The organism is Mangrovitalea sediminis, from assembly GCF_002514725.1.
Lineage (GTDB): Bacteria > Pseudomonadota > Gammaproteobacteria > Pseudomonadales > Oleiphilaceae > Mangrovitalea > Mangrovitalea sediminis.
The window spans coordinates 258,463-284,679 of record NZ_NTLB01000004.1 but is presented as its reverse complement, the minus strand read 5'-3'; the positions used below and the strand labels follow the sequence as shown (position 1 = coordinate 284,679).

Here is a 26,217-nt window from a genome sequence, read left to right as displayed (position 1 = left end):
GAGGGGCGAATGGCTTTCTGCCGACGCTGCCCGATAGCGCTTCCCTGATTTCTGGTATGCGTTTTGCGTTGACGCTGGAGACGAAAGCAATATTACGACCGCGTCACAGTTACCGAGGTTTAACGCGAAATATTGCATTCATCAACAAAATGTTCATGGTGGTCGAGTTACACTACGTTACGTTCGAGAATGTCCGGTAACGGACCGATCTCCAGATCATGCAAGCGAAAGTGTCTTTGACATCGAAGTATGTTGGACGTCTTTGCTTGTTCGGTTGTGGACCGGGTTTCAGGGATTCCGGTCCACCCGCGGTGGCTGTCGAATGACCCGGTGCAGCACTGACCGGTTCGGCAGCTCAACATGGATGTTTTTGCAGTCAGGATGGGTGAGGCAATGAATCAAGCGATGGAAACAGTGGATCTAGGCGACTCCCAGGTTATTGAGCAGCTCAGCGGTAAGCATGTTCTGATTACCGGCACGTCCGGTTTTGTCGGCAAGGTGCTGCTGGAAAAGCTGATGCGGACGGTTCCGGATATCGGTGGTGTGTATCTGCTGATTCGCGGTAACAAGCGCTATCCGACCGCTCGTGACCGTTTCGCCAATGAAATTGCCTGTTCGTCGGTATTCGAACACCTCAAGATCGAGTCTCCCGAAGTGTTCGAGGATTTTTGCGAACACAAGATTCACTGCGTTACCGGCGAAGTGACCGAGCCTTCGTTGGGGCTGTCCCGTGCACAGTTCGAACAGCTTGCGGAGAGGATCGACGCGGTCGTGCACTCGGCTGCCAGCGTCAATTTCCGCGAGGAATTGGATAAGGCGCTGACCATCAATGCCCTCTGCCTGCAGAACCTGATGGATCTGGCGGAGGCGGCGGGCGATATCCCGTTTGTTCAGGTGTCGACCTGCTACGTCAACGGATTCAATCGCGGGCATATGCATGAGGATGTCGTGCGTCCGGCCCGCAGCGGAATGACGCGCCACCAGGACGGCTACTATGAAGTGGACGAACTGGTTAACGTGCTGCGCGATAAGATCGCCGATGTGAAGTCCCGGTACTTCGGCGAAAAGTTGAAGGAGAAGCTGGTCGAACTGGGTATTCGTGAATCCAATCGTTATGGCTGGAACGATACCTACACCTTCACCAAGTGGATCGGTGAGCAGATGTTGCTGCGTCGTCTGCGCGGCTCCACGCTGACCATTTTGCGCCCCTCCATTATTGAAAGCACATTGCAGGGGCCTATGCCGGGCTGGATCGAGGGCGTCAAGGTCGCGGACGCTATCATTCTGGCCTACGCCCGTGAGAAAGTGTTTGTCTTTCCCGGCAAGCGTACCGGCGTCATCGATGTGATCCCGGCGGATCTGGTTGCCAACGGAATCATTCTCTCGTTGACCGAGGCATTGGCCGATCCCCATAAGCAGCGCATCTACCAGTGTTGTAGCGGTTCTGCGAATCCGCTGCGTATGGGAGAGTTCATCGACCATGTCGTGGCAGAAGCTCAGGAAAACCACGCGGCCTACGACCGTCTGTTCTATCGTCGTCCGCGCCGTCCCTTCATTGCCGTCGACAAGCGCCTGTTCGAAGCCATGATGGGGGGCATCAGAACGCCGCTGCGGATGGCGGGTCGATTCTTGAAAATGCTGGGGCAGGAAGGGCAGGTCAGTGCGTTGGCCAATATCGATACGGCCATTAAGCTGTCGACGATCTTCTCGTTCTATACAGCACCAAACTACATTTTTCACAACGATAGCCTGCTCAAGCTGTCGAAGACCATGAGTGAAGCCGATCAGGCCTTGTTCCCGGTCGACCCGACGCTGATTCATTGGGAAACCTATCTGCGGAAAATCCACCTGAGCGGGTTGAACCGCTTTGCGTTGAAGGAACGTAAGCTGTATCGCCTTAAGCCGGCGTCATCGAAAGGCCAGAAGGTCGCCTGACGCTCCTCATCAGCGACATATCGTTAACGGGCCAGCATCCTCACGGGTGCTGGCCCGTTTTCGTTGAGGGAGGCTCTTCTCGGCGTTACGCGTGCTGTCGGTGGGGCTTTTCATTCCTTGGGTATCGGTTCCCGAAAGCGCTATCCTGATCCTACTGCGTTGCGGTGTGGTCTATACGATTGTCTAATTCACCATGTGGAGGTCGAAGTGTAGAAGGTAAGGAATAACAATCTTTTGCCCTCTACCCAATAACAAAATAGCGCCTTCATTAAACTGAAAAAGGGGATGCACATGTCGACAGTCAACGTTCACCCGGTGAATGATTTTTTTCGCAAGAGAGCCCTGGTTAATAAGGAACAGTATCAGGAGATGTATCGTCGCTCCGTAGACGATCCCGAAGGATTCTGGGGGGAGCACGGTAAGCGGATCGACTGGATCACGCCTTATACCCGGGTCAAGAATACCTCGTACGACTACAACAACGTTTCCATTAAGTGGTATGAAGACGGTCAACTGAATGCTTCGGCCAACTGCCTCGACCGTCACCTTGAAAAGCGTGGAGACCAGACTGCGCTGTTGTTTGAAGGTGACGATCCCAGTGTTTCTCGCAATATTACCTATCGCGAGCTTTACGAAGAGACCTGTAAGTTCGCTAACGTCCTGAAGGATCTCGGTGTTCGTAAAGGGGATGTCGTCACTATCTATATGCCGATGATTCCTGAAACGGCCGTGGCGATGTTGGCTTGTGCCCGCATCGGCGCTATCCATTCCGTCGTGTTCGGTGGCTTCTCGCCGGAAGCGCTGGGTGCGCGTATTGAAAACGGTAATTCGCGCTTCGTGATCACGGCGGACGAGGGGGTTCGTGGTGGGCGCAACATTCCGCTGAAGAAAAACGTGGATACAGCGCTCAAGAATCCGAAAGTTCCCAATGTCGACAAGGTGGTGGTCGTCAAGCGCACCGGTAACGACGTACCCTGGGACGACCAGCGCGATGTTAGCTATGAAGAGATGATGGCTAAGGCTTCCACGGACTGCCCGCCGGAAGTCATGAGCGCCGAAGATCCGCTGTTCATGCTGTACACCTCCGGTTCCACCGGGGCGCCAAAAGGGGTGCTGCACACAACCGGCGGTTACATGGTTTATGCGTCGCTGACGCATCAGTATGTCTTCGATTATCAGGATGGGGACGTCTATTGGTGTACGGCTGACTTCGGATGGATTACCGGTCACAGCTACATCCTCTACGGACCGCTGGCTAACGGTGCCATTTCGGTATTGTTCGAAGGTGTGCCCAGCTATCCCGATGCGGGGCGTCTCGGTCACATCATCGATAAGCACAACATCAACATCTGCTACACCGCTCCCACCGCGATTCGCGCCCTGATGGCTGAAGGGGACGAGTGGATGAAGAAATCCTCGCGTAAGAGCCTGCATCTGCTTGGCACGGTCGGCGAGCCGATCAACCCTGAAGCCTGGGAGTGGTATTACCGTGTAGTGGGCGACGAACGTTGTCCTGTGGTCGATACTTGGTGGCAGACTGAGACCGGGGGCATTATGATTACGCCCCTGCCGGGTGTCACCGATCTGAAGCCGGGCTCCGCCACGTTGCCGTTCTTTGGCATTCAGCCGGCTCTGGTGGATGCCTTGGGTAACGTGCTGGAAGGCGAAACCGAAGGCAACCTGGTGATTATGGACAGTTGGCCTGGGCAGATGCGCACGGTCTATGGTGACCATGAGCGCTTTATCCAGACTTATTTCTCCACGTATAAAGGCACCTATTTTACGGGAGATGGTGCTCGCCGCGATGCCGACGGCTATTACTGGATCACCGGCCGGGTGGACGATGTGTTGAACGTCTCCGGGCACCGACTGGGTACGGCTGAAGTCGAAAGTGCCCTGGTTTCCCATCCGAAGGTTGCTGAGGCCGCTGTGGTAGGATACCCGCATCAGATCAAGGGGCAGGGCATTTACGTCTATGTCACCCTGATGCACGGCGAAGCACCATCGGACGAATTGAAGCAGGAACTGGTGCAGTGGGTACGCAAGGAAATCGGCCCAATTGCCTCGCCGGATATTATCCAGTGGGCTCCCGGTCTGCCGAAGACGCGTTCGGGCAAGATTATGCGCAGGATTCTGCGTAAGATTGCCGCGAATGAGTATGACAGCCTCGGGGATACGTCGACACTGGCGGATCCGGGTGTGGTCGATGAACTGATTGAAAACCGCGCCTTCAAGTGATCGCCAGGCGGCGACACTGGAGTGTCGCCGCCCTTTCACTGCCTGAGGAGAGCCGTTATGCCCCAGCAGATTATTATTGCGGACGATCATCCGCTGTTTCGAGCCGCGCTGAAACAAGCCGTTACCCAGGCCGTCAAGGGTGTGGTAGCGGTGGAAGTCGATACGATTGCGGGGTTACAACAGGCGGTGGATGATCACCCTGATGCCGACCTGATCCTTCTTGACCTGAACATGCCGGGTGCCCACGGCTTCTCTGGCCTCGCGTTCATGCGGGGACAGTATCCGGGGTTGCCGGTAGTGGTGGTGTCCGGGTCGGAGGACCTGCAGGTCATGCGTCGGGCCATCGACTACGGGGCGTCGGGCTTTATCCCGAAATCAGCGCCGTTGCCGGAGATTATCAATGCCGTGAGAGCGGTGTTGGATGGTGACGTCTGGCTCCCGCCGGGGGTTGGTGAGAAGCTGGAGCGTCTGCAAGGCGAGTCCAGTGATTTCTCTGAGCGCCTGGCTGCCCTGACACCACAGCAATTCCGTGTCCTTGGGATGTTGGCGGAAGGCTTGTTGAACAAACAGATCGCCTATGAACTCGATGTATCGGAGGCCACGGTCAAGGCCCATATCACGGCGGTTTTCCGCAAGCTGGGCGTCCGAAACCGGACGCAGGCTGTAATTGCCATTCAACAGATGGAAATCGATCCTGCGGAAACCTCGCTTTCCGGAGCCTAACCATCAGGAGCTTTTTCTAAAGGGTGCCGCAAGGCACCCTTTTTTTGTGATCATTTTCCGCGTTGGGCTGTACTACCGTTCCGCGCGCACCCTGTCCTGAATGCCTGTGTCTGCCCGATGATTCCCGCTTTTTGACATCTTGTCCGGTTTTTGCTGCGCATTATTCGGATATCGAAACACGTGTACTTTTTTTTGATATTTTTAATTTTTGATTTTTATGACACTTATCAGTTTTCACAAAATCATCATGAAAAATAAACGTTTTTTGCTTGTGTCTTTGTTTTTCAGGGAGTAGATTTCAGCTTACAAATGTACGCTGAAATGGAGTTGTATATGAACGCCATTGTGAAGCCGCCGGTGTCCAGTGACGTCTTTGGGGAAAGCGACGAGCGAGAGATTCGTGATCGGATCCGCGCCGAGCTGCCCCCCGATACGTTTCGCACACAATCCTGGCGCGTTATCTGGTTTCTGCCGCTGACGGCGATTATTGTGGGCGGCATCGTTGCCATCCTGACACTGGGCTTGCCCTGGTACGCCAACCTGGCTATTGGTCTGCTGGTGGGGCATAGCATCGGCTCCCAAGCGTTGCTGGCGCATGAGGTCTTGCACGGCGCATTGGGAATGTCACGCCGTTGGCAGAATTTCTTCGGCTGGCTGGGGTTTGGCCCGCTGTTGGTTGCCCCTGAGTTCTGGCGTCGGTGGCACAATGTGGTTCACCATGCGCACACGAACCAAGGCGACGAGGATCCAGACAGTTTCGGTACAATGCGTCGTTACAAGGTCAATCCCAAGCTGAAGCGTTTTACGCTGCTGGCGCCCGGTTCAGGTACTTGGTATAGCTACCTCTTCCTCACGTATTCCTTCGTCTTTCACGGTCAGCTGGTGCTTTGGTTCCAGGCGCGCAGGCGTAAGCATTTTCGCGGCTTCAATCGTCGCAAGGCCTTGTTCCAAACCAGCCTCGCTGCACTGGCGTGGGTCGCTCTGGCCGTGATCTCCGGCCCCCTGGCCTTGTTCACTGTCCTGGTTCCATTCATGATGGCCAACGTGGTGGGGCAGGGTTATATCCTGACCAATCACTTCCTGCGTCCTCAAACGGGTACCAACAACCCGCTGGACAACTCCATGAGCGTGAAAACCTGGCGCTGGCTGGATCCGTTGCACTTTCGGTTCAGTCATCATATCGAGCATCACTTCTTCCCGAAGATGGGTTCGAACAAGGCGCCCCGCGTTCGTCGCTGGCTCAAGGAAAATTATCCTGACCGCTACGCCTGTCCCTCTCACTGGAAGGCGATCAAGTTGCTGTACTCGACGCCGCGCATCTATCTGACACCGACGATGCTGGTTGATCCGATGCGTCCCGAGCGGACCTTCGACCTGATCCCCCTGCAGCCTGAACTTCGCGGCTGATCCGCCCAGGGAAACAAAAAACGACGCCGGCTATGGGCGTCGTTTTTGTTAGGGGAGCGCTTTCGTGGTGTGCCGGCTGTCGGGCCTTAGGGGGCTGGCGTAAATACCAGTCGCCCGGGCTTGACGGTCATTTCGGCCGGACCTGCGCCGCCGCTCAGGCGCATCAACAGGTTGCTTTGGTCGAGCCGGTAGACCGGAAGCGTTGCGAGCATCTTGGATACCGTCTGCATCATACCGTCGGCCAGCGGCTGGAGTTCACCGCTGAAAAAAGGTGAGTCGACATGACTACTCAGCATCTTCAGATTGCGGATGTAGACGGCCTTGGTCTGAGCGTCATAAATCGGGGTGCCCTGAACCGACAGTGAAACGTTGACGGGCAGGCGAGCCAGGAAGGCATGCATGGCCACGTCGCCTTCGATGTTGAGAATGGCGACGTTGCGTCCACCCGGACCGAGAATGATGTTGACGTCCTGAAGTGACACGCTGACCGGGATGCCAGATTTCTGCTGCTGGTTGTTGAAGTCCGTAACCTGTTGCCGGAGATAGGTCTCAAGCGTGCTTTCGTCGACACTGTAGGCGTTATAGAGCGTCGCGCAACCACCCAACAGCAGCATTAGTGCTACCAGAACATACCGGTTTGGTTTCATGTCGCCGTCCATAGAGATGAGACTGACATGGTGCCCGAATGTGGCGATGCGTGACAAGCGGGCATTCCACGGAGATACCATGCCCGTATCATGCGGTTTGCCCGCCCACTTCGGTCGGTATCAGAACCGCTGCTTTTTCATCCAGGGGATGATGCGATCGAAGGCTTCCTCGATCTGTTCCGTGGAATTGGAAAAGCTGAAGCGCAAGGCATTCACGCAGCTCTCCCCAAAGGCGTCACCGGGAACCACGCAGACGCCGGTCTCCTTCAACATCCGCAGTGCAAGGTCCGAACCGTCGACCCCTTTGGGTAATGACGGAAAGATATAGAAGGCGCCGCCCGGGTGATAACCGGTCAGGTGGGGGGTTTCGTGAACCAAATCAACAATCCGGTCACGGCGCTCACGATAGATGTTCACCATGTCCGTCACACATTGCTGATCGCCCTGAAGGGCGGCCACACCGGCGAATTGGGCCGGGGTGTTGGCGACGGAAGTGGTAAACATGTGGTAGCGCCGCAGTTTCTTGATTGTTGCCTGGCTGGATATGATCCAGCCTACGCGCAGGCCTGCCATGCTGTAGGTCTTGGAGAAGCTGCTGATGCACATGATGTGGTCGAGATCGACCCCGCAGTTGAGCACACTGGGGTAGTCCATATCGTCGAGCACCAGATGGTCGTAAACCTCGTCGCTGAACACCTGTATGTCCCGGTAGGCACATTCTTCGACGATGGTTTCGATCGTTTTGCGGGGATAGACCGCCCCTGTTGGATTGTTGGGTGAGTTGAGCACCACGGCGAAGGTACGTGAGCCCATGGCGTCAATGACCTCCTGCGGATCCAGCTGGTGTTCGTTCTCTGCACGGGTCGGTAGGTATTTGACTTCGCCGCCGTTCATGCGGATCAAGGGGGCATAGAGCAGGAACGATGGGTCTACCACCAGGAATTGCCGGCCCGGCGCCGCGGTTGCCGACAACGCCAGGTACATGGCCTCGGTCGCACCGCTGGTGATCAGGATGTTTTCGCGGGTCAGCTTGCGGGCGTAGCGCTTGCCGTAGTAATTACGCAGAGCGGTGAGCAGCTCGGGCAGACCGGCATCCATCGTGTAGCCCGTCTGGCCGGCCTGCAGGGCGTCGATGTAGGCGTCGATGATATGTTTGGGCGTTGGCAGGTCCGGCTGGCCGATGGAAAGATGGATCACATCCTTCATGGTCGATGCCAGATTGACCATGCGCCTTATGCCCGGGACGGGGATGGCCTGCATGGCGGGAGGCCAGCGGATTTTCGATTTGCGGTATTTGATCTTGCGCGGAGATGTGATAAACCCTTCGTTCGAGCCAAAGGCTTCACGCTGAAACTGCTTGTCTGCGGAATCCATGGGGCGTCCTCTCAAGCAAAGCGAATGATTGAAGCGACTGTCCGCCGACCCGGCCAAACGGATCTCCTGTCGGCCGGGGGCAAATCCCGGCTAGACCCGGGATGCCTTGAGCGCCTCCTCGAAGATCGACAGAGCCTGATCGATCTGCGCGCTGTTGACGATCAGCGGCGGCAGCCATCGCACGACCTCGTGATGGGGGCCGCATCTCAGCATCAACAAACCGCGTTGTTCGCATTCCTTGAGGATGCGGCCGGTTCTTTCGCCGTCGGGCCGACCCTGTTCGTCGCGGATCTCCACCCCGAGCATCAGGCCGCGTCCCCGGACATCGTCCATCTCCGGATAGTCCTTCTGCAGCGCCGTTAGCCCATTGATCAGTCGCTCGCCCTTCTGGCGGGCGTTCTCGACCAGACCTTCCTCGCGGATGACATCGATGGTCGCCATTGCCGCCGCGGCCGCTACGGCATTGCCGCCATAGGTTCCCCCTTGGGAGCCTGGCCAGCCCTTGGCCATCAGGTCCCGGGAGGCGGCCATGGCCGATATGGGAAAGCCGCTGGCCAGCCCTTTAGCGCTCATGACGATGTCCGGTTGCACATCGCAATGCTCGTGTCCCCAGAACTTGCCGGTCCGGCCGAAACCAGCCTGGACTTCGTCGACGATCAGCAGCATGCCGTGGCGGTCGCAGCGTTCACGCAGTCCCTGAAGGAAGGCCTTGGGTGTCGGCACATAACCGCCTTCGCCCAGCACCGGTTCGATCAGCATCGCGGCGGTTTCCTGCGGAGCCGAATAAGTGACGAAGAGGCGGTCGAGCTCCTTGAGGCAAAAGTCGACAGCCGTCTTTTCATCCCAACCGTAGTGATGGGCGTGAGGAAAAGGCGAAACGACCACGCCACCCATCATCGGTTGCAAGCCGGCTCTCAGGCCGACACTGGATGTTGTCATCGACAGCGAGCCCATGGTGCGTCCGTGAAAGCCGCCGTGAAAGACGATGATATTGGGGCGGCCGGTGGCCTGCCGGGCCAGTCTCAGGCTGGACTCTGCCACCTCTGTCCCTGCGTTGGCATAGAAGAACGCGTCCAGGCCGCGAGGCATCAGCTCGCCCAGTTTTTCGCTCAGCTCTACCAGGCGAGGGTTGAGGACGGTCGTGTATTGGGCATGAATCATGGTCGCGACCTGTTTTTGCGCCGCGGCCACAACCTTGGGGTGGCAATGCCCGGTACTGGTGACACCGATGCCTGAGGTGAAGTCCATATAGGCGCGGTTGTCGCTGTCGTAGATGAAAATGCCTTCGCCTTTGCAGGCTGTGATGCCGGTAGCCTGTTTGAGGATCGGAGACAGTTTTCCCCGATGGGTCTGGTCGGTCATGATGAACCTCCCGAGGTGCATGAATGGCTATTTCAGGGTAGAAGGTCTGGCAGGCGATTAAAACCCTTGGCAACGGTTTTTTCGGTGGAGTTTTGATCGATGTGATGTGCCGGCGGGGTGCTTAGGCCTGAGCGTGAATCACCCTGACCAGAGAAGGTGCGTCCGAGGCCGGCATCTGCTCGATGGGGCCTGCGGTTGCCGGGTCGAGCAGTGCCGCCCGTCCGAAGCCGTTTGCCAGCAAAGCCGATTGGGCCTGCTCATCGTTTTCGAAATGCAGGTGCACCCGGCCGCGAACCGCCAGGCTTAACAGGCTGCGCCCCAGCGTCATAAGGCGGTGCCCAGGTCGGTTGGGCGGTTGTTCGAAGAGATCGGAGAGGTAATCGACGCGGGGAAAGGACAAGGTCAGCGCAGCGATCTGGCGCCAGAGTCGCTGGACGGCGTCCAGGTCGAAGTAATTGATCAGCCCTTCGCTGATACAGACCAGTGGCAGGTTGCTGTCGAATTGCCCGAGGCTCAATTGCTCAAGGGGATTGCCGCCGCCTTGGGGAAACAGGTCTGCCGTCAGAATCCTGGGATGACGCCCGGGGAGTCTGTCGATCAGCCGGCGTTTCCGGGCGGCCATCTCCGGCAGGTCCACCTCCACGTATTGCCGGATGTCCAGTTGGGGCGATTGCAGGAGGCGGTAACCGCGAGGGGATAGACCGGCGGCCAGCTCCAGTACCTGGATTGGGCCGACCTCTCCGGCAATACCCGTCAGGAGATGGTCTATCAGAGCATGGCGTTGCAGCAGCAAGGTTTCCAGGTCGAAGCCGTAAAGTTGCCGGGTCATGCGGTTGATCGGGGCGAGGCCGAGATAGGCCAGGTGGCCGAGGCCGGTATCGAAGCCCTTTGGCGACCAGTGGTGCCGATGCCAGACATAGCCGGTGTAATGGGCCGTAAAACTGATACGGGCGCTGCCGGCAAACCTGTCACGTAGCATGTCTGTTGTTCCTCGGTTCTGCCTCTGCCACCCATGGGGCCGCCACTGTTGCTGGCACTTTGCGTCAGATTCCGGGATCTTGCCATGACCTGCCGGACGTCTTTCTCCTGTCAGCGAGGATAATCGTCATTGGTCAGGCGATTGCGCTGACGTACCTCGCTGGGTGTTTGTCCGGTCCAACTGACAAAGGCCCGACGGAAATTTGAGGCGTCGCTGAAGCCGAGGAGCTGGGCTATCTGATCGACGGTCAACTCGCTCTCGCGTAATTGCTGGAGCGCCAAATCACGCTTGATGGCGGCGAGAAGATCCTTGTAGGCGACGCCCTCGTCGGCCAGCTTCCGGTGCAGCGTACTGACGCTGACATGTAAGCGCTCGGCAACGTCAGCCTGCGACAGAAACGCGCCGACATGGGCCGACTGCATTTCTCGAATGCGCTCGGCGAGGCTGATCCGGTCGAATTCCCGACGGATGGCTTCGCAGCGCTTTTCGAACAGGCTGGCGGCAACGGCATCGGCTGAGGGCAGCGGCAGCCGCGTCAGGCTCACCGGGATGACGAGCCCGTCAAAGGGTTGCTCCAGGCGATAGGGTACGGCAAAGGCCTCGTCATAGAGCGCGACGTGAGGTGGTGTGGCATGACGAAAGCTGACTTCGACGCCGGCGAGGCGACTGTTGAGTAGGAACTCGCTGGAGGTGTAGATGCTGGTGACCAGGAACTCTGCCGTCAGCCAGGGCATTTCCGGCAGAACGACGCGCGGCTGGCAGATCAGGTGATAGTTTCGGCCATGGCGTTCGAGGGCGAAGTGGGCGTGGGGCGCCTGCACCTTGTAGTAGCGCATCAGCAGGTGCAGGGCCTGCTCGAAGTTTTCGCTGGCCATCGCAGCATAACCCAGCGGGCCGTGCGTGTTGATATTGAGGCGAAGACCGGTTTGCAGGCCAATGGCGCTGTCCCGGGTATAGTCCGCCGCCAGCTGTGTTGCCTGCAGTAACTGATGCTGGTCGATCAGGTTATCGCTACGCAGGTCATCCTCCACGAGACCGCATTCTGCCAGGAAGGCGTTGCGATCCACGCCCATCTCCGTCAGCAAGTCGATCAGGGTGCCTACATAGTGTCCGCGCATAAGGACTGTTACCGTGACAAAAAATGACCTGTTGGTCGATAGCTTAAAACCTTTTGAAGACTGAGCGGTAGTTCTAGATTAGACGCTATAAGAATAATTCTGATGAGGAGATGCTGCCCTATGGTTGAGAATCACACGCCGGACAATCTGGAGATTGCCCCCCGGCACCTCAAATTCGATGTCGAAGAGGAACTGAAAACCCTGTGGCATGGCGGTGATGTTTTCAAAACCGCGTTTTTCAACGCGTTGTCCATGCAATTTCCCTTGGGAGAACATCAGTTTATCGAGGCCGTGCGCAAGTACCGGGACCGTATTGAGGATCCGAAACTGCAGCAGCAGATTCGCGGTTTTATCGGTCAGGAGGGGATTCACAGTCGCGAACACAAGCGATACAACGAAGCCCTGAGGGCGCGCGGCTATGATATTGACGGCATGGACCGGCGTTTCGAGAAGCATATGAAATTCGTACACAGCCTGCCGGCCAGTCGCCAACTGGGCGGGACCTGTGCTGCAGAGCATTACACGGCGGTCCTGGCGCACTCTCTGCTAAGCAACCCGGACGCATTGGAAGGCGCCAGCCCGAAAATGAAAGCCCTCTGGCGCTGGCATGCAATCGAGGAGACCGAGCACAAGGCTGTTGCGTTCGATGTTTACCAGAATACCGTGCGCAACAATCGTATGCGGGTGATCATCTTCTTCTTTGTCACCTACAACTTCTTCAAATATACCTTCCTCAATACCTGTTCCATGTTGAAAACGGAAGGCAAGCTGTGGAGTGTGCGGACCTGGCTCGGCGGGCTCAATTATCTGTGGGGTAAACCTGGTGTTTTGCGTAAGTGTCTGCCGGAGTTCCTGACATATCTGAGGAAGGATTTTCACCCCTGGCAACACGATAACCGCGTACTTATCGACGAATGGAAATCCCACTTCGACGACGAATACCGTAGCGCTACGGTATAAGTAATAGGGCAGCTTCCGGCTCATTAACATTAATGCGCCGTGAAGCCGCCGTCGACGGCCAGTGCCTGCCCAGTGACAAAGGAGGAGGCCTCGGAGCATAGCCAAAGCACCAGTGCCGCTACTTCCTCCGGCGTCCCGGTGCGCCCCATGGGTTGCATCTGTGCATAATTCTCCATGACCACCGGGTCTTTATGGGTGAGCCTGTCGACCATCTCTGTCTGGATCATGCTGGGGCAGATGGCGTTGATGCGGATTCCTCTCTTGGCATATTCCAGTGCAGCCGCTTTGGTCAATTGCACGATGCCCCCTTTGGCCGCGCAATAGGCAGGGAAACCTTCAAAACCCACCAGACCGGCGACGGATGCCATATTGACGATAACGCCCTTGCCCTGTCTCAGCATGGGGGCTAGTGCATATTTGGTGCAAAGGAACGCGCCCCGGAGATTGATGGCGATCACCTGGTCGAAATTGGCTTCGCTGCAATCTGCGGTATCACCCTGTTCGCCTTCGATCCCGGCGTTGTTGAAGGCGTAATCCAGACGACCATAGCGTTGCAGCGTGGTGTCGATCATCCTGCGAACTTCGCTGGTCCGCGAAACGTCTGCGGCGATGAATACGGCCTCTCCTCCATGCCTGCAAATCTCGCTGACCAGCGCTTTACCACGTACCTGATCCTGATCTGCGACGATCAATCGATCCCCGCGAGCAACGAAGGCGAGTGCGGTGGCCTTGCCGATACCTGTACTGCCTCCGGTAACTAGTGCTACCGGGGGGGCATCCGTCTGTGTCATATACATCACCTCCCTGGAAATGACGAGCGAGAGCGCCTCTCTTTACTCTAAGGGCAGGTGAAGGCTGCATATCTTGATGCAACTCAACTTCGTGGACGATCTCAGCACCAGAGGCAATATGTGGATATTCCGGGTTTTTCTGGCGTCTGGTTACGGATGGAGCAACCGGTATCGGCTGATCTTGGCAGGGACGAGGGCTGAGCCCCGCCCTGCTGACCGATACACCCGGTGCGTTACTGGTGAGTCGGGTCGGCCTATCTGCGCTCAGCTGCGCAATCGACGGAGAACGCTGTTGCCGACTTCGGTGGTCTTGCGCCGTTGTGCTCCGTATTCCGCCAAATCACCGGCCGTGGCATCGAATAGTCGCTGGCCCGCTGTTGCCAACCCCGGCCGACGCTGGCCCAGCCAACTGAGCATGCGGGCGGCGGTGAACAGCATGGCCGTAGGATCGGCCAATCCCTGGCCGGCAATGTCGGGCGCGCTGCCATGTGTCGGTTCGAACATGGAGGGGACGCTGTCGTCGTCGGGGTTGAGGTTGCAGGACGGCGCCACACCCATGCCACCGGATAGCACGGCTGCCAGATCGGTGAGGATATCGCCCTGAAGGTTGCTGGCGACGACCACATCGAAACGCCAGGGGCATTGGACGAACTTCATGCAGGCCGCGTCTATCAGCTCATGGTGAGTAGCGACGTCAGGGTAGTCCCCGGCGACCTGGGCGAAGACCTCCGTGTACATATCCCCCCAGTAGCGTAAGGCGTTGCGCTTGGTGATGAGGCAAACCTGGCTGACCTGCGTGGTACCGTCCGCGTTTTCGAAGCGCCGTGTCCGCTTGTCCTCCTCGCGCTGCCGGGCGCGCTGGCGGGCCTGGTCGAACGCGTAGCGAATGACCCTCTCCGTGGCGTGACGACTGAACACCTCGACCTGGGTGGCGATTTCGTGGGCAGTGCCCGCCCGCAGGCGGCCCCCTTGAGCCACATATTCACCCTCGCTGTTTTCGCGGATGACCAGCATGTCGACTTTCTGCGCCCGCTCGTCCGCCAGGTACTGAGTGGCGCCGGGCAGCAGCCGCGCCGGGCGCTCACAGACCCATTGGTCGAACCCCTTGCGAATCTTGAGTAGTGGCGACAGGGATTCACTGTCGGAGAGCACATAGCGGTCTGGATTGGAGAGGGGACCGGGGTCACCCAGGGCGCCAAGAAGAATGGCGTCATATGCGCTGAAACGTTCCATGGCGTCATCCGGCATCATTCGGCCATGCTGCTGATGATAGGCCGTCGACGGCCAATCCAGTTGTTCCCACTGGAGGGGGAGTTCCATGTCGTCGCGGAGTTGCGTCAGGCAGCGCAGCGTCTGCTCCATGACTTCGGGACCGATCCCGTCTCCGGGAATGACTGCGATCCGGAATGGGTTAGCCGTATTCATGCGGACCTCCGTGGCTTTGTAGAAAGCGTCGCCGTCCGTGAACGGTCGCTCGGAATGAAGGGCGAGTCCCCAGTGTAGTGGTTATAGAAAGGCTCGTCTCGAGCTCGAATGAGACGGATCAGGTCATCTCCAGTTGTTGCCGGTCAGCTTCTTCGGATACGCGGTGCAGTTGCTGGCGCAGCCAGGAAAGGGCGGGTTCCTGCTCATAGGGTTTATGCCAGTACAGGTGGACATCGATCGGCGGCATCGGCGCCGGCGCCGGACGCAGTGCGATGGGCAGGTATTGCTCGATGATGAGGGCATAGGTGGCGGGCATGGTGACCAGCAGATCCGACTGGGCGGCGACGCGGCAGGCGGCAAAATAGTGCTGGCAGCGAAGGGCGATCCTGCGTTGTGCGCCGAGTCGGCTGAGCTCGAAATCCTCGATACCCGGGCCTTCGCTGCGGGATGACACCAGGATGTGGCGCTGGGAGAGGTAGCGCTCAAGCGTGAGGCTGCCTTTCAACAATGGGTGGTCGTCTCGGGAGACCACGACCAACTGGTCTTCCCGCAGCCGCTCGTGGCTGGTCTGATCGCTCACCGGCAACAGTACATCCACCGCGAAATCCAGTTTGCCGGATGCCAGCAGTGCCTCCATCTCTCGACGTGCGATACGCTGGCTGGCGATCTCGATACCGGGATAGTCCTCGAGGTAGTGCATCAGCGGGGGCAGGAACGTGGATTCCAGAACGTCTCGCAGGGCCAGGTTGAACACCTTGCGCTGGCTGAGTGGATCGAAGGCATGAAACTGGTTGAGCGCACTCTGGATCTGGTTCAGTCCCGGCCGCATGGTGTCGGCAAAACGGCGCGCAAGCGGCGTTGGTACCATCTGGTTGCCCTGGCGCACGAACAGGGCGTCGCCAAAATGTTCGCGCAGCCGGGCCAGGGCGTGACTCACGGCAGGCTGGGTCAGGTGCAGGGCCCGCGCGGCGCGCGTCAGACTGCCTTCACGGTAGATGGTGTCGAACACGTGCAGCAGGTTGAGATCCAGTCGTGCCAGGGACATGTGGCGTTTCCTCTGCCGGGTCGTGGGCGAAATGGTGTATTAGCATAGCTTATAGCGAAGGATTAAAAAAATTCAGTCGTTTTATTAAGGGGGGCTCCCTAGACTCGACCTGTCACTCAATAAAACCCGATTAAATCGTCCGAGTGTGGGGTTAACTATGGACTTCAATCCGTCCGCCAAAGGCCAGGATTATCTGAATCGCGTCAAGGCGTTCATGCGCGATGAAATCCTGCCTATCGAAGAAGATTACTACCGCGAGTTGCGTAGCCTCGACAATCGCTGGGTCGTGCTGCCGATCATTCGCGAACTCAAGGCCAAGGCGCGTGCGCAGGGTCTATGGAACCTGTTCCTGCCGGAAGAGGAGTATGGTGCCGGTCTCAGCAATGCCGACTATGCGATGATCGCCGAGGAAACCGGGCGGAGTTTCATTGCCCCGGAAATCTTCAATTGCAACGCACCGGATACCGGCAACATGGAAGTCCTGGTGAAATACGGCTCGGACGAGCAGAAGGAACGCTGGCTCAAACCGTTGCTGGATGGCGAAGTCCGCTCGGCATTCTGTATGACAGAGCCGGACGTCGCGTCTTCTGATGCCACCAATATGGCGGCCACCGCCATCGTCGAAGGTGACGAGGTGGTGTTGAACGGGCGCAAATGGTGGAGTACCGGCATCGGTCATCCCGACTGCCAGGTATTGATCTTCATGGGCCTGACCGATCCCACGGCGCACAAGCACCAGCAACATTCCATGGTGCTGGTGCCCCGGGATGCGCCCGGCGTGAAGATCGAGCGCATGTTGCCGGTGTTTGGCGAGTACGATGAACCCTATGGTCATGGTGAGGTCAGTTTCACCAATGTTCGACTGCCCAAGAGCGCCATCATCAAGGGGCCGGGACGAGGCTTTGAAATCGCCCAGGGGCGTTTGGGGCCGGGCCGGGTCCATCATTGCATGCGGGCGATCGGTGCGGCTGAACGGACGCTGGAAATCCTCATCCAGCGTGCGGTTTCCCGGGAAGCCTTTGGCAAGCCGCTGGCCAACCTGGGCGGCAATCGCGACATCATTGCCAATGCCCGAATGGCCATAGATCAGGCTCGGCTGCTCACGTTGAAGTGCGCCTGGCTGCTCGATACCAAAGGTATTCTGGGTGCCTTGAGCGAGGTTTCCATGATCAAGGCCGTGATCCCGTCCATGTTGGCGAATATCGCCGATCAGGCGATCCAGATCCATGGTGGTGCCGGCGTGAGTGGCGACTTCCCGCTGACGGAGTTGTATGCCTACGCCCGATGCCTGCGTCTGGCGGATGGGCCGGATGAGGTGCACCGTGCCATGGTCGCCAAGCTGGAACTGAAAAAGTACGTGAAATAAGCTGACGGTCCGGCGCCCGATCTCCTGCAGGGCGGGGCCGGACGGTTCAATCGGCAAGGCTCGCCGTCTGGCCAGGCGGCTGTATGGGACTGATCAGTCATGAGACAACGTGTTTTTATCACCGGCGGTGCCAGTGGTCTGGGCAAGGCGCTGGCGCTTCGCTATGCCCGTGACGGGGCCCGCGTCTGCATCGGCGACCTCAACGCCGAAGCGGGTGAATCGGTCGCGTTTGAAATCGAACAGTTGGGTGGCGAAGGCTGCTTTACCCCCTGCGACGTCCGCCGTATCGGCGATCTGGAAAAGGCGCGGGATCTGTTGGAGCAGCGCTGGGGCGGCGTGGATATCGTCGTCAACAACGCCGGTGTTGCCGCCGCCGGTCGTATCGAGGAAACCAGCATTGCCGACTGGGAGTGGATCCTGGACATCAATGTGCTGGGCGTGGTGCGCGGTTGTAAGGTGTTTACCCCATTCTTCAAAATGCAGGGGCATGGACATTTCGTCAACGTTGCGTCGATGGCGGGCCTGATGCTGGCGCCGCTGATGAGCAGCTACAACGTCTCCAAGGCGGGGGTAATCGCGCTGTCCGAGACGTTGCGTCAGGAACTCGATGATGACGGTATCGGTATTTCCTGCGTCTGCCCGGCTTTCTTTCAGACCAATCTGACCGACAGCATGCGATCGGCGGTTCCCGGTATCCAGCAGAACGTCAACAAACTGATGAAGCGTTCCTCCATTACCGCGGACGATGTCGCCGAGGCGATTCATAGTGCCGTTGTGAAAGGGGATTTCTGGGTGCTGCCGCACGTGAACGAACGGCGCCTCTGGTATGTCAAACGCTATACCCCCAAAGTATTCGACTGGTTGATGCACCAGGAAAGTAAACGTTGGATGCGCAAGTACGGTAAGGCCGCACAAGCCTGACTGGCGGCTGTTGGACCGGCGCATTGCTGAGTGGGAGAAACGCATGAGTTTGATCGACCAGGCCACCGCGATCCGTGAGGGTGAAGAACTCGATGTGGCGGCCATTGACCGCTTCATGAAGGCGGCGGTGCCAGGCCTTGAAGGTAAACCGGCTATTCATCAATACCCGGGCGGTGCATCCAACCTGACCTATCAGGTGGATTACGGGGAGCAGTCCTATGTGCTGCGTCGTCCGCCCTTTGGTCATATCGCCAAGTCCGCCCATGACATGCTGCGCGAGGCGCGGGTGATGAAGGCGCTGCGGCCGGTATACCCCTATGTGCCAAATATCGTTGCGATTTGCGACGATCAGGAGGTATTGGGCTGCGATTTCTATGTCATGGAGCGTTTCAAGGGCATCATCCTGCGTCAGGACTTTCCCAGGGAATTGCACCTGTCACCGGAAGAGACCCGCAGGCTTTGCCTGAACGTCATCGATAAGCTGGTCGATCTGCACAAGGTCGATTACCCGTCGGCCGGCCTGCAGGATATCGGCAAGGGTGCCGGTTACGTAAAGCGCCAGATCGAGGGCTGGAGTGACCGCTTCCGCAAGTCCCGCACCGACGATGTCGGCGACTTCGAGGCGGTCATGCAGTGGCTGCACGATAAGATGCCTGAAGACCGTGCCATCTGCGTCATCCACAACGACTTCCGTTTCGATAACGTGGTCCTCAATCCGGACAACCCCTTCGAGGTGATCGGCGTGCTGGATTGGGAAATGGCGACCCTGGGTGACCCGCTGATGGATCTCGGTAACAGTCTGGCTTACTGGATCGAGGCCGATGACGAAGGGCCCTTCCAGATGATGCGCCGGCAGCCGACCCATCGGCCGGGTATGCTGAAACGGCGCGAGGTGGTCGATTATTACGCGGAGCTGTCCGGTTTTAAGGTCGACAACTTCGATTTCTACGAAATTTACGGCCTGTTCCGGCTGGCGGTCATCATTCAGCAGATCTATTACCGCTACTATCACGGTCAGACGAAGGACAAGCGTTTCGCCGGTTTTGGACATGCCTCCAAGTACCTGGAAATGCGTTGTCAGCGCCTGATCGGCCAGAGCGACCTGTAACAGCAGACCGGGAATCCCGACATGGCAACGATTTACCTGGTACGCCACGGGCAGGCCAGTTTTGGGCAGAGCGATTACGACAAGCTGTCGTCCAGGGGCTGGGAACAGGGCCGGGTCCTGGGGCGCTGGCTGCGCTCGCAGACGGCGCCGGCGACGGTGTTCAGCGGCGACCTGCGCCGGCATCGCGAAACCCTGAGCGCGATCGAGGAGGGCCTGGGGAATCCGTTGCCGGCCACGGTTATAGATCCGGGATTCAATGAGTTCGACCACGAGGCCGTCATTCACGCCCACCGGCCGGAATGGGCCGATCGCCAGGTATTGGCTCAGGAACTGGCCCGACACCGGGAACCGGCGAAAGCGTTCCAAAAGACCTTTGCAGAAGCCATGCAGCGTTGGCTTGAGGGTGACCGGGCGGCGGAGTACCCCGAAACCTGGCCGGCGTTTCAGGCTCGGGTCACGCAGGCGCTGGAGAAAGCCATCGCCGACACCGAGGGTGCAGGCGATATCCTGGTGGCGACATCGGGAGGACCGATCACTGTGATTGTCCAGGCCCTACTCGGTCTGGACAACCGCACGGCGTTGGGTTTGAACGAGGTTGTGGCCAATGCCAGTGTCTCCCGGGTGTTGTTTTCGGGGGAGCGGCGCAGTCTTGCGGTATTCAACAGCTTTTCCCATCTGGAAGCGGAATCGGCGTCGTTGGTGACCTATCGCTGACGCAGGCGCCCCATCACGAATGAAGGAGACATCATGAGTACGAACTTATTCGACCTGTCCGGCAAAGTGGCGCTGGTGACCGGTGCCAGTCGCGGGATCGGTGAAAACATTGCCCGTACCCTGGCGGACAATGGCGCCCACGTTATTGTCTCCAGCCGCAAGATCGAAGGCTGCGAGGCTGTGGCCCAACGTATTCGGGACAACGGCGGCAGTGCCGAGGCCATTGCCTGCCACATTGGGGAGATGGATCAGATCGACGCTATCTTCAAGGCGATCGAGGAAAAGCATGGCCGGCTCGACATCCTGGTCAACAATGCCGCCACCAACCCCCATTTCGGGCCGATAGAATCGACGGATGTCAGCGCCTTCCAGAAGACCGTGGACGTCAACATCCGGGGCTACTTCTTCATGTCCGCTCGGGGCGCGACGTTGATGAAGAAGCAGGGTGGTGGCGCCATCGTTAACGTGGCTTCCGTCAACGGGGTGATTCCAGGGCACTTCCAGGGGATCTACTCGATCACCAAGGCGGCGGTCATCTCCATGACCAAGGCGTTCGCCAAGGAGTTGGGTGCACAGAATGTCAGGGTCAACGCCTTGCTGCCGGGATTGACCGACACCAAGTTTGCTGGCGCCATCACTACCAATGATTCCATTAAGAAGCAGGCGCTGATGCATATCCCGATGAATCGGGTTGCCGATCCCAGCGAGATGGCTGGCGCCGTACTCTATCTGGTCTCCGGTGCATCCAGTTACACCACGGGAACCTGCCTGAATGTCGATGGCGGCTACCTGACCGTCTGACCCGGCTTCCAAGCGACTTTCCATCCCTTCGGCCCGCCTCGTGCGGGCATTTTTTTGTCGGGTCTTCCCGATACTGCGATATTCCGGTTTGAGTGGCAGGTTTGGCTGTTCGGTCTGCAGAAATCTGCGGACGTGCTATAACAAATTGAGTTCATAGGTGTTATGAGCGAGGACGTCCCGTTATTGCAGTTTTTGCCGGCCTGAGGCATTGGGCCAGACGACAGGCTGAGTATCACATCGCCTGTACCTATCGGGAAGCCCGGTCCTGTTTGATGTGACCCTGAATAACGCCGACATACCCTTCGCCGACGTGATCCCTAAGGGGCTTTTCATGAAATCCCGGTTTTTCGCTCGCCTCAGTATCCGCTGGAAACTCCAGTTCGCCTTTTTCGCCGTCACCATGGCGACTACCCTCTACAACCGGTTTCTGGAGAGTCAGGATCTTCACGATCTGGTCTCTCTGGCCCGACAGCATGGTGTGGCACCGGATACCCTGGTGATTCTGCAACAGCACTATCACTCGGTGATGACCAGCGCGATCTGGGAGTCCTCCATCGAATTCGTCGTGCAGTTTTTGCTGATCGCATTGTTGGCGACGGTCATGGTGCGTCCGATCTTTGGCCTGATCGCCTCTCTCAAGTCCGTGGAAAAAGGGGATTTCACCCATGCTGTGACGGTGACCCATGAAGACGAGTTCGGGCAGTTACAGCGACAGTTCAACAATATGCTGGAGCGACTCAATCGGCTGTTCGGTAGTGTGCACGATTCGTCGGTGCATATGGGGCAGTCGGCTTACCAGATCGCCGCCGTGGCCCGGGAAATCGAGCAGATCAGTCTTGCCGAGGAGCAGCGGGCGCGGGATGTGGCGTCCGCGACGGATGAGTTGCACCGGATGTTGGAGTCAGTGGGAGAGATCAGCAACAAGACATTGGAAAAGGCCTTGGAGACTGAAACACGGGGGCGCGAAGGGGTTGCCTCGGTCCAGTCCACCATCGACCAGATGCGGGGTATCGGCGATGGTGTCAGTCAGGCAGCGAGGGAAGTTGGCATACTGCAGGAAACCGGCGAGACGATACAGACCATCGTCGGCACCATCCATAATATTTCGGAGCAAACCAACCTGCTGGCGCTCAACGCGGCTATCGAGGCTGCCAGGGCCGGCGAGTCCGGCAGGGGGTTTGCGGTGGTCGCGGATGAGGTCAGGGCGCTGGCGTCGCGCACGGGGCGTTCGGCCGAGGAGGTGTCGCAAATCGTCACGGAGTTGACCGGGCGGGTTTCTGCGGTTGCCACGGTGATGAACCAGGTGGTCGGGTTGGTTGAAGACAACCGGGGAACCACAGCCAATACCCTGCATATCATCGAGGCCATGGGCGAGGATATCAGTGCCACTGCAGATCTCAACGGCCAGATCCGATCGGCCAGCGAGGCACAGATTCAAGGTTTGAACAGTCTGCAGCACACCCTGGAAGGCCTGTTCGAAACGCTCAAGGATAATGCCCTTAAAATCGCCAATACCGCGAATATCGGGGATGCCATGTTCTCGCTGACGAATACACTGCAAGGGCAGTTGACCGGCATGCAGTATCGCCAGATAGCGGCGCAGGAAGACGCAACGGTGCCGGCGGGTGCCGAGCGGCGCCAGGACAATCGGATATCCGGGCATCTGCTGGTATCCTTGCAATCGGGTGGCCAGCAGTTCGAAGGCTTGAGTCAGGATATCAGCCATTCGGGGATGCGGATGCTGATGAAGGGCCGCCTGGAGAAAGGGGCGAAGGTGTCACTGTCGGTTCGGTTACCGACGGAGTCGATGACGGATTTCGATCACAGTGAGTCGGCAACCCTGGCCGGGGAAGTGATGTGGCGTCGGGAACAAGGCGAACGTTTCCTTTATGGGTTACGTTTCGACGATGTCAGCCCCGTCCAGAAACGACGCATTGCCCACTGCCTGCGCTTTTTCGATCGGCGCGGGGTAACCAGCGAACACTGAAAAACGGCGCGGCGGCGACGCAAGGCTCTCCCGTGCCGGTTATCTTGCAGGAGAGAGTAGAACGTCATGCCGATCTGGGTCGATGCCGACGCCTGTCCCGTGGTTATCCGGGAAATCCTTTTCCGTGCTGCCAATCGCCGTCAGGTGCAGGTGACGCTGGTGGCCAATCAGACGGTGCCGGTGCCGCCGTCACCTTTTATCCGTTTCCTGAATGTCACGGGTGGCTTCGATGTTGCCGACGACACCATTGTCGAGCGCATGGCCGCTGGTGACCTGGTCATTACGGCGGATATTCCTCTGGCGGCGCAGGTCATTGAAAAGGGCGGTACCGCCCTGAATCCCCGGGGTGAGCTATATTCGCCGGAAAATATCCGTCAACGCCTTGCCATGCGGAATTTCATGGACCAGATGCGCAGCGCTGGTGTGGCGACCGGTGGTGCCGCACCCATGAGCCAGGGGGACCGCAAGGCATTTGCCGATGCGTTGGACCGTTGGTTACAGCTTTCGACCTGAGGCGCTTGTCGACTGGTCTTTGGCGGTGCATGTTGTCATTATTGAGGACGGCCGCCGTGCCAAGGCTGCGCCGCTAATGTCCTGTTTGGGGAGACCGCCATGAGTGACTTTACGTTTTTGGGAGTCCAGCAATTGATAAGCGAGGTGGGCGCTGCACGCCGCCTGGGTGAACTCTGCGCCGAGCGACATGCAACGTCGGTGCTGATCGTCACCGACGCTGGTATCCGGGCGCTGGGACTGCTCGATAATGTCGTCGGTGGCATGTCTGCGGCGGGTGTTCAGGCGGCAGTGTTCGACGAGGTTGAAGCCGATCCGACCGATACGGTTGTGCTCAAGGCATTGGATCGGGCTCGCACACACAAGGTCGATCTGGTGATCGGGTTTGGTGGCGGTAGCTCCATGGATGTGGCCAAGTTGGTTGCCTTGCTGGCGCATCCGTCCTGCCAGCAGACACTGGCTGATATCTATGGCGTTGGCCAGGCCAAAGGTACGCGCCTTCCGCTGATTCAGGTGCCGACCACGGCGGGTACCGGCTCTGAAGTGACTCCCATAGCCATCGTGACCACCGGCAAGACCACCAAGAGTGGCGTGGTTTCTCCGCTGTTGATGCCGGATATGGCCGTGCTGGATGCCGAGTTGACGTTGGGCTTGCCGGCGGGTGTCACGGCGGCAACCGGGATCGATGCCATGGTCCACGCGATTGAGGCTTACACCAGCCGCATCCGCAAGAATCCGCTGTCGGATGTGCTGGCGCGACAAGCTCTGGACCTGTTGGCGAGCAACCTTGTGACGTCGGTAAAGAGCGGACATAACCTGGAGGCCCGGTCTGCCATGCTGTTGGGCGCCAACCTGGCGGGTCAGGCTTTTGCCAATGCTCCCGTTGCGGCAGTGCATGCGCTGGCATACCCGCTGGGTGGCCACTACCACATTCCCCATGGGCTGAGTAACGCGCTTGTCCTGCCCCATGTGTTGCGTTTCAATCTGGAGTCGGCCGCGCCGCTCTATGCCCAGCTGGCGCCGCTGGTGCTGGGCGAGGATCTCGGCGATATGTCTGCTGAAGCTGGCGCCGCGGCACTGATTGACGGATTGGAGTCGCTGATCGCAGAAAGCGGCCTGCCCAATCGCCTGCGCGACCTGTCCGTGCCCGAAGATGCGCTGCCGATGCTGGCCCAGGACGCGATGCTCCAGCAGCGGTTGTTGGTCAATAATCCCCGGGAAGTGAGCGAAGAGGATGCTCTCGCCATCTACCGCGCGGCATTCTGAGTCGGCGCCCATTGGGCGCCTTTTTCCGCTCTGTTCCCTGATCCGTTCCCGAATAAGGAGTATGCATGGCCGGTAGCCGACCGCTCGCCCTGCGCGACGACTATGCCGTTTTCCAGCCCATCACTACCCGTTGGGCGGATAACGACCTCTATGGGCATATCAATAATGTCACCTATTACGCCTTTTTCGATACGGCGGTGAACCGGTTTCTGATAGAGCAGGGCGGTCTCGATATCCAGAATGGCAATGTGATCGCCTATGTGGTGAATTCGACTTGTCAGTATCGTCAGGCGCTTGCATTTCCTGATGCCATCGAGGCGGGCATCCGCGTCGAGAAGCTGGGCAACAGCTCTGTCACCTATGGGGTGGGGATCTTCAAGGCGGGTGCGTCCGAAGCCAGCGCCTTCGGTGAGTTCGTCCATGTCTTTGTCGATCGCCAGACACAGAAACCGGTGGCCATTCCGACACCGATCCGGGCGGCGCTGGAACGCATCGCCAGAGCGCCGGACGCTTGCTGAATCAGGTGTTCAGAACGTCACTGAAGACCGCGATGCAGTGGCAGGTGCTGCCAGCCAGCACGAACAGGTGCCAGATCGCGTGGGCATAAGGAATGCGGTTGAGGATATAGAACACAACACCGACGGTATAGGCGATGCCCCCGGCGGCCAATAGTGTGACCACGGTGTCTGGTACGCGGTCGATGGCTGGCGCGGCCGCCAGCATCAGCCACCCCATCAGGAGGTAGTTGGCCAGGTGCAACAGACGAAAGCGGTCGCGCCAGATCAGGCGTACGGCGATGCCCGCCAGCGCCAGCCCCCAGACCAGGCCGAATAACGTCCAGCCAATGACGCCGCGCAGGTTGATGAGCAGGAAGGGCGTGTAGGTTCCCGCAATCAGCAGATAGATGGCGCAGTTGTCGGCAATGTTCAGGGCGCCCTTTGTGCGGTCGTGCTGAATGCCGTGATACAGCGTCGATGCCAGATAGAGCACAATCAGACTGGCGCCGTAGATGGATACGCCAACGATCTTCCAGGTATTGTCCTGCAGACTGGCCAGCGTGATCAGGACGGTGGCCGCTGCTATGGCGAGAATGGCGCCGAGACCGTGGGTCAGCGCATTGACGACTTCCTCGGCAAGGGTTTGTGCGCGCTCGGAGGCTGAATCATCGTGGGAGAGGGCTAAGGTCATCGGAATCCTTGGACGCTGGTCGATGAGATATTCAGCTTCCAGCCTACCGGCTCCGTATAACCGTTAGATGACAGGGGAGGGTGACCAGCCTGCTCCGGAACTGCCGCAGAATGTCACCTGAAGCTTGGCGTTATCTTTTTCGCGTTGTTCAACTTGTTGTTCTGTAATTATTTTTAATTCTGGCACGTATCTCGCAAAGACCTGTCAGCAGCGACACATACCTGATGACGAGTTGACCTGCCCGAGGTAGGGGTGCCATAACCATGAGCGATGAGAAGATGTCTCGCAAACCGGTCCTGACTATCAGTCAGTACCGCCCGGAAAGCGCGCTGGAGGCGCTTAACCGGGTGAC

At 58.4% G+C, this 26,217-nt stretch carries 23 protein-coding genes; 14 read left to right on the top strand and 9 right to left on the bottom strand.

Annotated elements, in window-relative coordinates; translation table 11 throughout:
* Positions 1-393: 393 nt before the first annotated feature.
* From CLR77_RS11200 to CLR77_RS11185, 4 genes are all read left to right on the top strand, one after another.
* Positions 394-1,935: a fatty acyl-CoA reductase gene (locus CLR77_RS11200; protein ID WP_227519882.1), complete on the top strand. Its 1,542-nt coding sequence runs from the start codon at positions 394-396 to the stop codon at positions 1,933-1,935.
* 291 nt (positions 1,936-2,226) lie between these two features.
* Positions 2,227-4,173 (top strand): acetate--CoA ligase, encoded by a 1,947-nt coding sequence (gene acs / locus CLR77_RS11195; protein ID WP_097460736.1) that lies wholly within the window; start codon positions 2,227-2,229, stop codon positions 4,171-4,173.
* Between the two features lie 57 nt (positions 4,174-4,230).
* Complete coding sequence (locus CLR77_RS11190) at positions 4,231-4,896, top strand: response regulator (RefSeq protein WP_097460735.1); 666 nt, start codon at positions 4,231-4,233, stop codon at positions 4,894-4,896.
* A gap of 333 nt (positions 4,897-5,229) precedes the next feature.
* Complete coding sequence (locus CLR77_RS11185; RefSeq protein ID WP_097460734.1) at positions 5,230-6,303, top strand: fatty acid desaturase family protein; 1,074 nt, start codon at positions 5,230-5,232, stop codon at positions 6,301-6,303.
* Between the two features lie 86 nt (positions 6,304-6,389).
* On the opposite strand, the gene CLR77_RS11180 is transcribed toward CLR77_RS11185, so the two are convergent.
* From CLR77_RS11180 to CLR77_RS11160, 5 genes are all read right to left on the bottom strand, one after another.
* Positions 6,390-6,950 (bottom strand): DUF1439 domain-containing protein, encoded by a 561-nt coding sequence (locus tag CLR77_RS11180; RefSeq protein ID WP_227519881.1) that lies wholly within the window; start codon positions 6,948-6,950, stop codon positions 6,390-6,392.
* Positions 6,951-7,070: 120 nt separating this feature from the next.
* The gene (locus CLR77_RS11175; RefSeq protein WP_097460733.1) at positions 7,071-8,324 is read right to left on the bottom strand and encodes a pyridoxal phosphate-dependent aminotransferase; all 1,254 of its coding nucleotides are present in this window, start codon (positions 8,322-8,324) and stop codon (positions 7,071-7,073) included.
* Positions 8,325-8,414: 90 nt separating this feature from the next.
* On the bottom strand, positions 8,415-9,686 hold the full coding sequence (locus CLR77_RS11170; RefSeq protein WP_097460732.1) for an aspartate aminotransferase family protein: 1,272 nt from the start codon (positions 9,684-9,686) through the stop codon (positions 8,415-8,417).
* A gap of 121 nt (positions 9,687-9,807) precedes the next feature.
* Positions 9,808-10,665 (bottom strand): class I SAM-dependent methyltransferase, encoded by an 858-nt coding sequence (locus CLR77_RS11165; RefSeq protein WP_097460731.1) that lies wholly within the window; start codon positions 10,663-10,665, stop codon positions 9,808-9,810.
* A 110-nt stretch (positions 10,666-10,775) separates the two neighbouring features.
* Positions 10,776-11,783 carry an AraC family transcriptional regulator gene (locus tag CLR77_RS11160; protein ID WP_097460730.1) on the bottom strand — a complete coding sequence of 336 codons (1,008 nt, stop codon included), beginning with the start codon at positions 11,781-11,783 and terminating at the stop codon, positions 10,776-10,778.
* Positions 11,784-11,903: 120 nt separating this feature from the next.
* Between CLR77_RS11160 and CLR77_RS11155 the strand changes: the two genes are divergently transcribed.
* The gene (locus CLR77_RS11155) at positions 11,904-12,743 is read left to right on the top strand and encodes a metal-dependent hydrolase (RefSeq protein WP_097460729.1); all 840 of its coding nucleotides are present in this window, start codon (positions 11,904-11,906) and stop codon (positions 12,741-12,743) included.
* A 29-nt stretch (positions 12,744-12,772) separates the two neighbouring features.
* Here CLR77_RS11155 and CLR77_RS11150 read toward each other — a convergent pair whose 3' ends face one another.
* From CLR77_RS11150 to CLR77_RS11140, 3 genes are all read right to left on the bottom strand, one after another.
* Complete coding sequence (locus CLR77_RS11150) at positions 12,773-13,534, bottom strand: SDR family oxidoreductase (RefSeq protein ID WP_097460997.1); 762 nt, start codon at positions 13,532-13,534, stop codon at positions 12,773-12,775.
* A gap of 264 nt (positions 13,535-13,798) precedes the next feature.
* Positions 13,799-14,959 carry an isocitrate/isopropylmalate dehydrogenase family protein gene (locus CLR77_RS11145; RefSeq protein ID WP_097460728.1) on the bottom strand — a complete coding sequence of 387 codons (1,161 nt, stop codon included), beginning with the start codon at positions 14,957-14,959 and terminating at the stop codon, positions 13,799-13,801.
* A 118-nt stretch (positions 14,960-15,077) separates the two neighbouring features.
* Positions 15,078-16,004: a LysR family transcriptional regulator gene (locus CLR77_RS11140; RefSeq protein WP_097460727.1), complete on the bottom strand. Its 927-nt coding sequence runs from the start codon at positions 16,002-16,004 to the stop codon at positions 15,078-15,080.
* Positions 16,005-16,161: 157 nt separating this feature from the next.
* On the opposite strand from CLR77_RS11140, the gene CLR77_RS11135 reads away from it, so the two are divergent.
* The 9 genes from CLR77_RS11135 (at position 16,162) to CLR77_RS11095 (ending at position 25,195) form a co-directional block, all read left to right on the top strand.
* On the top strand, positions 16,162-17,370 hold the full coding sequence (locus tag CLR77_RS11135) for an acyl-CoA dehydrogenase family protein (protein WP_097460726.1): 1,209 nt from the start codon (positions 16,162-16,164) through the stop codon (positions 17,368-17,370).
* Positions 17,371-17,469: 99 nt separating this feature from the next.
* Positions 17,470-18,291 carry an SDR family oxidoreductase gene (locus CLR77_RS11130; protein ID WP_097460725.1) on the top strand — a complete coding sequence of 274 codons (822 nt, stop codon included), beginning with the start codon at positions 17,470-17,472 and terminating at the stop codon, positions 18,289-18,291.
* Between the two features lie 43 nt (positions 18,292-18,334).
* Positions 18,335-19,399, top strand: a complete 1,065-nt coding sequence (locus CLR77_RS11125; RefSeq protein ID WP_097460724.1) for a phosphotransferase family protein — start codon at positions 18,335-18,337, stop codon at positions 19,397-19,399.
* Positions 19,400-19,420: 21 nt separating this feature from the next.
* The gene (locus CLR77_RS11120) at positions 19,421-20,113 is read left to right on the top strand and encodes a histidine phosphatase family protein (RefSeq protein WP_097460723.1); all 693 of its coding nucleotides are present in this window, start codon (positions 19,421-19,423) and stop codon (positions 20,111-20,113) included.
* A gap of 30 nt (positions 20,114-20,143) precedes the next feature.
* A complete protein-coding gene (locus CLR77_RS11115) occupies positions 20,144-20,914 on the top strand; it encodes an SDR family oxidoreductase (RefSeq protein ID WP_227519906.1) in 771 nt (256 codons plus the stop codon).
* 331 nt (positions 20,915-21,245) lie between these two features.
* Positions 21,246-22,901 (top strand): methyl-accepting chemotaxis protein, encoded by a 1,656-nt coding sequence (locus CLR77_RS11110; protein ID WP_143269406.1) that lies wholly within the window; start codon positions 21,246-21,248, stop codon positions 22,899-22,901.
* Positions 22,902-22,967: 66 nt separating this feature from the next.
* Positions 22,968-23,414 (top strand): YaiI/YqxD family protein, encoded by a 447-nt coding sequence (locus CLR77_RS11105; protein ID WP_097460720.1) that lies wholly within the window; start codon positions 22,968-22,970, stop codon positions 23,412-23,414.
* Between the two features lie 99 nt (positions 23,415-23,513).
* Complete coding sequence (locus CLR77_RS11100) at positions 23,514-24,677, top strand: iron-containing alcohol dehydrogenase (RefSeq protein WP_097460719.1); 1,164 nt, start codon at positions 23,514-23,516, stop codon at positions 24,675-24,677.
* Positions 24,678-24,742: 65 nt separating this feature from the next.
* The gene (locus CLR77_RS11095) at positions 24,743-25,195 is read left to right on the top strand and encodes an acyl-CoA thioesterase (RefSeq protein WP_097460718.1); all 453 of its coding nucleotides are present in this window, start codon (positions 24,743-24,745) and stop codon (positions 25,193-25,195) included.
* Position 25,196: 1 nt separating this feature from the next.
* Here CLR77_RS11095 and trhA read toward each other — a convergent pair whose 3' ends face one another.
* Complete coding sequence (gene trhA, locus CLR77_RS11090) at positions 25,197-25,865, bottom strand: PAQR family membrane homeostasis protein TrhA (RefSeq protein ID WP_097460717.1); 669 nt, start codon at positions 25,863-25,865, stop codon at positions 25,197-25,199.
* Positions 25,866-26,217: the final 352 nt, after the last annotated feature.

What these genes read in the sequence shown, in the direction of transcription:
- CLR77_RS11200 (WP_227519882.1), top strand. Translation starts at nt 394, where the DNA reads ATGAATCAAGCGATGGAAACAGTGGATCTAGGCGACTCCCAGGTTATT.
- acs (WP_097460736.1), top strand. Translation starts at nt 2,227, where the DNA reads ATGTCGACAGTCAACGTTCACCCGGTGAATGATTTTTTTCGCAAGAGA.
- CLR77_RS11190 (WP_097460735.1), top strand. Translation starts at nt 4,231, where the DNA reads ATGCCCCAGCAGATTATTATTGCGGACGATCATCCGCTGTTTCGAGCC.
- CLR77_RS11185 (WP_097460734.1), top strand. Translation starts at nt 5,230, where the DNA reads ATGAACGCCATTGTGAAGCCGCCGGTGTCCAGTGACGTCTTTGGGGAA.
- CLR77_RS11180 (WP_227519881.1), bottom strand. Translation starts at nt 6,950, where the DNA reads ATGAAACCAAACCGGTATGTTCTGGTAGCACTAATGCTGCTGTTGGGT.
- CLR77_RS11175 (WP_097460733.1), bottom strand. Translation starts at nt 8,324, where the DNA reads ATGGATTCCGCAGACAAGCAGTTTCAGCGTGAAGCCTTTGGCTCGAAC.
- CLR77_RS11170 (WP_097460732.1), bottom strand. Translation starts at nt 9,686, where the DNA reads ATGACCGACCAGACCCATCGGGGAAAACTGTCTCCGATCCTCAAACAG.
- CLR77_RS11165 (WP_097460731.1), bottom strand. Translation starts at nt 10,665, where the DNA reads ATGCTACGTGACAGGTTTGCCGGCAGCGCCCGTATCAGTTTTACGGCC.
- CLR77_RS11160 (WP_097460730.1), bottom strand. Translation starts at nt 11,783, where the DNA reads ATGCGCGGACACTATGTAGGCACCCTGATCGACTTGCTGACGGAGATG.
- CLR77_RS11155 (WP_097460729.1), top strand. Translation starts at nt 11,904, where the DNA reads ATGGTTGAGAATCACACGCCGGACAATCTGGAGATTGCCCCCCGGCAC.
- CLR77_RS11150 (WP_097460997.1), bottom strand. Translation starts at nt 13,534, where the DNA reads ATGACACAGACGGATGCCCCCCCGGTAGCACTAGTTACCGGAGGCAGT.
- CLR77_RS11145 (WP_097460728.1), bottom strand. Translation starts at nt 14,959, where the DNA reads ATGAATACGGCTAACCCATTCCGGATCGCAGTCATTCCCGGAGACGGG.
- CLR77_RS11140 (WP_097460727.1), bottom strand. Translation starts at nt 16,004, where the DNA reads ATGTCCCTGGCACGACTGGATCTCAACCTGCTGCACGTGTTCGACACC.
- CLR77_RS11135 (WP_097460726.1), top strand. Translation starts at nt 16,162, where the DNA reads ATGGACTTCAATCCGTCCGCCAAAGGCCAGGATTATCTGAATCGCGTC.
- CLR77_RS11130 (WP_097460725.1), top strand. Translation starts at nt 17,470, where the DNA reads ATGAGACAACGTGTTTTTATCACCGGCGGTGCCAGTGGTCTGGGCAAG.
- CLR77_RS11125 (WP_097460724.1), top strand. Translation starts at nt 18,335, where the DNA reads ATGAGTTTGATCGACCAGGCCACCGCGATCCGTGAGGGTGAAGAACTC.
- CLR77_RS11120 (WP_097460723.1), top strand. Translation starts at nt 19,421, where the DNA reads ATGGCAACGATTTACCTGGTACGCCACGGGCAGGCCAGTTTTGGGCAG.
- CLR77_RS11110 (WP_143269406.1), top strand. Translation starts at nt 21,246, where the DNA reads ATGAAATCCCGGTTTTTCGCTCGCCTCAGTATCCGCTGGAAACTCCAG.
- CLR77_RS11105 (WP_097460720.1), top strand. Translation starts at nt 22,968, where the DNA reads ATGCCGATCTGGGTCGATGCCGACGCCTGTCCCGTGGTTATCCGGGAA.
- CLR77_RS11100 (WP_097460719.1), top strand. Translation starts at nt 23,514, where the DNA reads ATGAGTGACTTTACGTTTTTGGGAGTCCAGCAATTGATAAGCGAGGTG.
- CLR77_RS11095 (WP_097460718.1), top strand. Translation starts at nt 24,743, where the DNA reads ATGGCCGGTAGCCGACCGCTCGCCCTGCGCGACGACTATGCCGTTTTC.
- trhA (WP_097460717.1), bottom strand. Translation starts at nt 25,865, where the DNA reads ATGACCTTAGCCCTCTCCCACGATGATTCAGCCTCCGAGCGCGCACAA.